Below are 3,850 nucleotides of genomic sequence, written 5' to 3'. Positions count from 1 at the left end.
GTAAAAATGAGGACAGGGAAGCCTTTTTATTTTGTCCAAATAGCCACTATTCTGGCAAAAAGACGGACTATCAGACCAATAAACAGAAAAAGACAAACATCAAGCGAGATGTTTGTCTTCATTCTGATCTCTTCCAAACGGAAGAGAACTGTTCTTATTTAGCTGCTTTATAAAGTTCGTTAACCTTGTCCCAGTTGATTACTTCAAAGAAGGCTTTGATGTAGTTTGGACGGACATTGCGGTAGTTGAGGTAATAAGCATGTTCCCAAACGTCCAATGCCAAGATTGGTTTCAAACCTTGCATGATTGGTGTGTCTTGGTTAGCAGTTGAGATAACTTCCAACTTGCCTTCTTTATTAACAACCAAGAAAGCCCAACCTGAACCGAAACGAGTTGTTGCTGCTGCAGTGAAGGCTTCTTTGAAAGCATCAAATGAACCAAAGGTTGCATCAATATCTGCTGCCAATTCTGCTGAAATTTCTGTTTTTTCAGGTGAAAGCAATTCCCAGAAAAGAGCATGGTTCAAATGACCACCACCGTTGTTGATCAAAGCTTGGCGGATGTCAGCTGGAATTTGCTCCACATCTGACAAAAGAGCTACCAAGTCTTCGCCAATTTCAGGATGTTTTTCAAGTGCTACATTAGCATTTGCAACATAAGTCGCATGGTGCTTATCGTGGTGAAGGGTCATTGTTTCTGCATCAATATGTGGTTCCAAGGCATCGTATGCGTATGGAAGGTCTGGTAAAATAATTGCCATTTTCGTTTTTCTCCTATACTAAGTGATAGTTCTATTTTACTCCAATGTGAGAGCCTTTTCAATTTATTTGTCTGAAACCACGGTTGACCCTCGATCTAAGAATACTCTTTTTACTATGCAGTCGCGATTTTTAATAATAGCAAATCAAATAAATAATCCTTATCAAATTGGCCTGTTTTAATTTGAAAATCTGTATCGATTAGGAGCTTGACGACTTTTTTCAAAAATCCAATGGACAGATGGCGTGAATCACGCAAAGCATACTTTACTTGGTATGGATTCACCTTACGCCCCATAATAGTTGATAACTCAGCTACTATCTGCTGTTCCCCTCGGCCTTGCTCTAGTAGTATTTGCACCTGTAGATAGGTTCGAAATTGGGTTAACATGATGGCAATCAACTTAACCTCTTCCTCCCCTTGCAACCGCAAGTCACGAACTAAGTTGCGAGCCTCGTCTACCTTGGATTGTAGAATTAACTGTGTTAAATCAAAGATATTATCTTGTAGTGTTTTGGGGATAGCCGCATCAATATCTGAAATTTCAATCGTCTCTTTTCCCTTATAAGATTGAAGAAAGACTAGGTTCTTACTGATTTCTGCAAAATCAAAATTGGACTTTTCTAAAAGATATTGAAAAACCTCTCCTCCCATCTGCAATCCAAGACGCATCATCTCCTTTTGGAAATGATTTTTCAAATCCATCTCCTTCAGAGGATTGGCTTCTAATACTAGTCCATCTCGTTTGAGGAGTTTGACCAGACGACGCTTACTGTCTAACTTACCCGGTGCTAGAATGACCAAACGTGTTGTTTCGACAGGATTTTCCAAATAGGCCTCAAACTGTTTGAGTTCATCATCTGTCAAATGTCGTTTTTTATCTGTCGTTAAATCTGCAAAATAATCAAGAATCACTACTTTTTCATCTGAAAAGAAGGGAAGAGAAACTAGGTCCAAGTCTACCTGATGATAATCAGCCTCCGACATATCAAAATAGGCAAAACCTAAATCTGCCGCATCAAAATCAAGCTTCCGCAGAAGTAAGTCTTTCGCTATTTGGTATTGTCCGATGTCTTCACCGCATAAAACGGTCAGAAGCTCTAATTTCTCTTTTTTTAATTTTTCAATCTGTTCAATTACTGTCATAAAAACCTCAAAATTCTTTTCTCATTGTACCACAAAAAGAGCCTAGACATAAAGTCTGGACTCTTTCATTGAAATTTATATCAGGAAGGCAGAAAAAATTAATTGATAATCACTCCAAATGACCTATTTCCCAAATAGCAGTTCCTTTGTTAGCTATTCCACCACCCTTTGAAATTCCACCAAGTATCTTGAAAAGTATCCTTTATCCGATCTCTCCAAGTCTTATTTTCTTCTTCCTCAATAGAACGTTTGAACAAGGCATCTGCGTACTCATCCTCTTGTTCCTTTTGATTCTGTTCAACTCGTTTCTTTTCGCTTTTATATACTAATTGACCAAAATACAAATTCCCATCGTCTGCAAATTTTAATGTAACAACATCACCTTCTTCGAGTTTCTTATTCAATTTTACAACATAATCTCCACTGCCGTCCGCACGATGACCACTTACTTCCCATTCTCTCTCATAGCATTGTGGAAAATAATTAACCTCCCCTTCTTTAGGACACTTTGACTTATGCTTAACTGTAGGAACATCTATCTTTTTCCCGTTTATATATGCAGTAACATAACCAAATGAGCCAACATGGACATGAATAGAGTCTGAACCAGTTCTAAAAGGAGCTACTTTTACCCCCGGAACATTCTGTTGACCTACTGGTACAAATATTGAAGTCTCCGCCTTTACACTTGATAACGATAGTAAACCGATGACAAAGGTAACTAAAATAAACGATACTTTTCTCAATTTCATTTTGCTTTTCTCCTAGTAGTACAATATATTAACCAGAATTAGTATATACCAATTTCATAGAGAAAGCAAGAAAAAACGCTCCTTGAGTAAAAACTAAACTCAAAAACTCAATTCTTATCCAGCACCTTGAAAGGAATGTGGGAATAATCTCTGTGCGTTTTTAAAAATTCCAAGGCTTCTTTTTTTACCTGTATGAGATTAACACCTTGGGCATTGGCTCCATAGACACAGCCACAATAGCACTGGCGATAAATGTTATACTCTTCACACATTTGAACTGAACGCTGATAGCCTCCATTTTTCTTAAAGTCACTCGGAAGATACTGGGTATCGTATAATTTCTGCACCTCAATCCCAACAGCATTTATGGTCTGCGAATTCTTATGTGGACTGATTGTCAAAGCCGAACCAAAATAGTCAAAACCAAGCTCAACTGCCTTCTCCGCAGTCTTATCCAACCGATAATCATAGCAAACCTTACACCGATCTCCTCCCTCTGGCTCATTGGCGAGATGCTGAGTTTTCTTGAAAAATTCCTGAGGGCTATAGTCAGCTTCTAGGTAGCCTACCGACTGTCCAGTTTTCTGATTAAATTCTTTGACAAACTGGGCCGTCACGGCTGCCCGCCGCTGGTACTCCGCCTTTGGATGAATATTGGAATTCGCAAAATAGATGGTTACATCTGCATATTGAGTCAAGTACTCCAATGTATAGGTCGAGCATGGGGCACAACAGACATGCATGAGAATTTTCGGTCGAAGCCCCGCTTCCTGCCACGTGCTTGCCATTTTTTGAAACACTTTATCATAGTTAACCTTTTGATTCGGTGATAGAGTCGATAAAATCTCTTCAACTTTAATCATACAAACCTCCAAATATACATTCATTATACTATATTTGAAGACCACTGCATAGATAGCAATAACATAAGAGAACACTCCCCATTTCCACCTAAAAAGGTCCCTAAAAATGAACAAAAGGGAAGACCGTCTGCCGGCGGTCCCTATTTCCGACCTAAAAAGAGGCGTCAGCCACGAGGACAAACTAGCAACCCAAGTTGCTAGTTTCAGAATGAAGACAAACATCTCGCTTGATGTTTGTCTTTTTCTGTTTATTGGTCTGATAGTCCGTCTTTTTGCCAGAATAGTGGCTATTTGGACAAAATAAAAAGGCTTCCCTGTCCTCATTTTTAC

4 protein-coding genes are annotated in these 3,850 nt (G+C 38.9%); all 4 read right to left on the bottom strand.

Annotated elements, in window-relative coordinates:
• Window positions 1-154: 154 nt before the first annotated feature.
• Window positions 155-760, bottom strand: coding sequence for a superoxide dismutase SodA (sodA, locus tag ODU37_RS10585; RefSeq protein WP_105134816.1), 606 nt, complete (start codon window positions 758-760; stop codon window positions 155-157).
• A 113-nt stretch (window positions 761-873) separates the two neighbouring features.
• Window positions 874-1,905 carry a DNA polymerase III subunit delta gene (holA, locus tag ODU37_RS10580; protein WP_105134815.1) on the bottom strand — a complete coding sequence of 344 codons (1,032 nt, stop codon included), beginning with the start codon at window positions 1,903-1,905 and terminating at the stop codon, window positions 874-876.
• Window positions 1,906-2,054: 149 nt separating this feature from the next.
• Window positions 2,055-2,657, bottom strand: coding sequence for a hypothetical protein (locus tag ODU37_RS10575; protein WP_024393688.1), 603 nt, complete (start codon window positions 2,655-2,657; stop codon window positions 2,055-2,057).
• Between the two features lie 107 nt (window positions 2,658-2,764).
• On the bottom strand, window positions 2,765-3,520 hold the full coding sequence (locus ODU37_RS10570) for an epoxyqueuosine reductase QueH (RefSeq protein WP_105158975.1): 756 nt from the start codon (window positions 3,518-3,520) through the stop codon (window positions 2,765-2,767).
• Window positions 3,521-3,850 lie beyond the last annotated feature (330 nt).

Origin of the sequence: Streptococcus sp. 2021WUSS109 (genome assembly GCF_044427305.1) — a bacterium.
In the GTDB taxonomy this organism is placed as follows: Bacteria; Bacillota; Bacilli; order Lactobacillales; family Streptococcaceae; genus Streptococcus; species Streptococcus suis.
This window is presented reverse-complemented; position numbering and strand designations above follow the sequence as displayed.